Source organism: Streptomyces phytophilus (genome assembly GCF_013870535.1).
Lineage (GTDB): Bacteria > Actinomycetota > Actinomycetes > Streptomycetales > Streptomycetaceae > Streptomyces > Streptomyces phytophilus.
In genome coordinates this window covers 1-3094 of sequence record NZ_JACBXC010000717.1, presented here as the reverse complement: position 1 = coordinate 3094, position 3094 = coordinate 1, and the positions used below count along the sequence as shown (strand labels likewise).

Genomic DNA, 3094 nt, shown 5'->3' with positions numbered 1-3094 from the left:
CTCCGGCTCCGCCTCGGGGCCGAAGCTCCGGGTGCCCTGTCGCATCTCCGTGTGGCTCATCTGCCGTCCGTGGGCTCGTGCTGTCGCCTGATATGACACTTGCGAGCAGTTTGTCATTAAGAATGCAGATATCCGGGAGGTGTGGATAACCGGTCGCAGGGCTCAACCCGACTGGACTAGAGTCGGCACCTTTGTGCTCGGGCGGCCGGTGAGGGGGGTGGAGGCGCCATGCGCGAGTGGAACGGACTGCGGGACGCGCCCGCCGTGCAGGCGCTGCGGCTGTACGGGCTGGTGGCGGCCGGCGGCTTCCGCCGGTTCTCGACGTACCGCGCGGCCACCGCCGCCGGCGTCTTCACCAACACCGTCTTCGGCTTCATCCTGGCGTACACCTTCATCGCGCTGTGGCACGAGCGCCCGCAGCTCGGCGGCTACGACCAGGCGCAGGCGCTCACCTTCGTCTGGGTCGGCCAGGCGCTGCTGGCGCCCGCCGCGCTCCTCGGCTTCGGCTTCCAGGAGGAGCTGCAGGAGCGCATCCGCTCCGGCGACGTGGCCGTGGACCTCTACCGGCCCGCGGACCTCCAGCTCTGGTGGTGCGCCCACGACATGGGCCGGGCCGCGTTCCAGCTCCTCGGCCGCGGCATCGTCCCGATGGCGGCGGGGGCGCTGGCCTTCGAGCTGGCGCTGCCCACGGCGGTGCACACCTGGCTGCTGTTCCTGCTCTCCGTGGCGCTGGGCTGCGTGGTGAGCTTCGCCATCCGCTACCTGGTCGGCCTCGCCGCGTTCTGGCTCCTCGACGGCCAGGGGATCAACATGATCAACGCGCTGGTGGCGATGCTCCTTTCCGGCACCCTGCTGCCGCTGACGGTCTTCCCCGGCGCCTTCGGCGACATCGCGCAGGCGCTGCCGTGGGCCGCGATGCTCCAGGTCCCCGCCGACGTGCTGCTCGGCCGGCACACCGGCGCGGGCCTCGCCGGGGCGCTGGCGTTCCAGGCGGTGTGGGGGGCGGCACTGCTGGCCGCCGGGCGGGCGATGCAGGCGGTCGCGACCCGCAAGGTGGTGGTCCAGGGTGGCTGACCTGGCCGCGGGGGCGCGGGGGTACGGGCTGATCGTCGCCATGTGGGTGCGTACGACGATGGCGTACCGCATGTCGTTCGCCATGACCGCGCTCGGCAACCTGCTGATGACCGCCGCCGACTTCGCCACGATCGCGATCATGTTCTCGCACACCGACGTGCTCGGCGGCTTCACGTTCGCCGAGGTCGCGCTGCTCTACGGCACCACCTCCACGTCCCTGGGCCTGGCCGACCTGCTGCTGGGCAACCTCGACCGGATCGGCGGCCGGATCCGCGACGGCACGATGGACACGCTGCTGGTCCGCCCGGTGCCGGTGTTCGCGCAGATAGCCGCCGACCGCTTCGCGCTGCGCCGGATCGGGCGGGTGCTGCAGGGGCTGATCGTGCTGGTCTGGTCGCTGACGGCGCTGGAGGGCGTGGCGTGGACGCCGGTCTCGGTGCTGCTGGTCCCGGTGATGGTGCTGTCGGGGGCGGCGATCTTCGGGGCGGTGTTCGCCTGCGGCGCGGCGTTCCAGTTCTGGGCCACGGACGCGGCGGAGGTGCAGAACTCCTTCACGTACGGCGGCAACACGCTCACGCAGTACCCGCCGACGATCTTCACCAAGGAGCTGGTGCGCGGCGTCACGTTCGTCGTGCCGCTGGCGTTCGTCAACTGGCTGCCGGCCCTGCACATCCTCGGCCGCGACGACCCGCTGGGCCTGCCCGGCTGGGTGGACTTCGCCTCGCCGCTCGTCGCCGCCGCGTGCTGCGCGCTGGCCGGGCTGGCGTGGCGCACGGGGCTGCGCGGATACCGCAGCACGGGGAGCTGACCTGACGGTGCACACGACGCGAAGGAGGAGCACGTGATCGAGGTCGAGGACCTGCGGAAGGTCTTCGCCGTACGCCGCCGGGCGGGCCGGCTGCGCCGTACGCGGCACGAGGTGCGCGCCGTCGGCGGCATCAGCTTCTCCGTGCCCCGCGGCGAGATGGTCGGCTACATCGGCCCCAACGGCGCGGGCAAGTCCACCACCATCAAGATGCTCACCGGCATCCTCACGCCCAGCTCCGGCCGGCTGCGCGTCGCCGGCATCGACCCGGCGCGGGAGCGGACGCGGCTGGCCCGGCGCATCGGCGTCGTCTTCGGCCAGCGCACCACCCTGTGGTGGGACCTGCCGCTGCTCGACTCGTACCGGCTGATGCGCCGCATGTACCGCATCCCCGACGACCGCTACCACGCGAACCTGGCGCGCTGCACCGAACTCCTGGACCTCGGCGACCTGCTGGAGGTGCCGGTGCGGCAGCTCTCCCTCGGCCAGCGGATGCGCGGCGACATCGCCGCCGCCCTGCTGCACGACCCCGAGGTGCTCTACCTGGACGAGCCGACGATCGGGCTCGACGTGCTGAGCAAGGCGAAGGTGCGGGAGTTCCTGCGCGAGCTGAACGCGGACCGCGGCACGACGGTGCTGCTCACCACGCACGACCTGTCCGACATCGAGCAGCTCTGCAAACGGGTCATGGTCATCGACCACGGCCGGCTGATGTACGACGGCGACCTCGACGGGCTGCACGCGGTCGGCGAGAGCGAGCGGATGCTCGTGATCGACCTGGAGCGCGAACTGCCGCCCATCGACGTCGCCGGCTGCCGCACGGTGAAGGTGGAGGGCCCGCGGCAGTGGCTCGCGTTCCCCGCCGGGGCCAGCGCGGCGCCGCTCGTCGCGGAGGTGGCCGAGCGGTGGCCGCTGGTCGACCTCTCGGTGCGGGAGCCGGACATCGAGGACGTCATCGCCCGCATGTACGCGTGACGGCCCGCCCGCGCGAGGGCTGGAGCAGCGGCGCCCGGAGCCCGTGTCCTGTCGTGGCCGGGGCCGTAAGCTCGATGCCATGACGAGCGATGAGCACCTGCCGGAGCTGCGTGCCTCGGACGCCGACCGGGAGCGGGTCGCCGACATCCTGCGTGACGCGCTGGCGGAGGGCCGGCTCGCCATGGACGAGTTCGAGGAGCGGCTGGAGGAGGCGTACCGGGCGAAGACCTACGCCCAGCT

4 protein-coding genes are annotated in these 3094 nt (G+C 72.1%); all 4 read left to right on the top strand.

The annotated features are described in order from the left end of the window. Window positions 1–228: 228 nt before the first annotated feature. Window positions 229–1074, top strand: a complete 846-nt coding sequence (locus H5J30_RS24090; RefSeq protein WP_181789466.1) for an ABC transporter permease — start codon at window positions 229–231, stop codon at window positions 1072–1074. Then, window positions 1067–1882 carry an ABC transporter permease gene (locus H5J30_RS24085; protein WP_181789465.1) on the top strand — a complete coding sequence of 272 codons (816 nt, stop codon included), beginning with the start codon at window positions 1067–1069 and terminating at the stop codon, window positions 1880–1882. The genes H5J30_RS24090 and H5J30_RS24085 overlap by 8 nt, the downstream gene beginning before the upstream one ends. Before the next feature lie 33 nt (window positions 1883–1915). Then, window positions 1916–2854, top strand: coding sequence for an ABC transporter ATP-binding protein (locus H5J30_RS24080; protein WP_181789464.1), 939 nt, complete (start codon window positions 1916–1918; stop codon window positions 2852–2854). Between the two features lie 79 nt (window positions 2855–2933). Then, window positions 2934–3094, top strand: a 161-nt coding sequence (locus tag H5J30_RS24075; RefSeq protein ID WP_181789463.1) for a DUF1707 SHOCT-like domain-containing protein, incomplete at its 3' end; no start/stop codon positions are given.

What these genes read in the sequence shown, in the direction of transcription:
- H5J30_RS24090 (WP_181789466.1), top strand. Translation starts at nt 229, where the DNA reads ATGCGCGAGTGGAACGGACTGCGGGACGCGCCCGCCGTGCAGGCGCTG.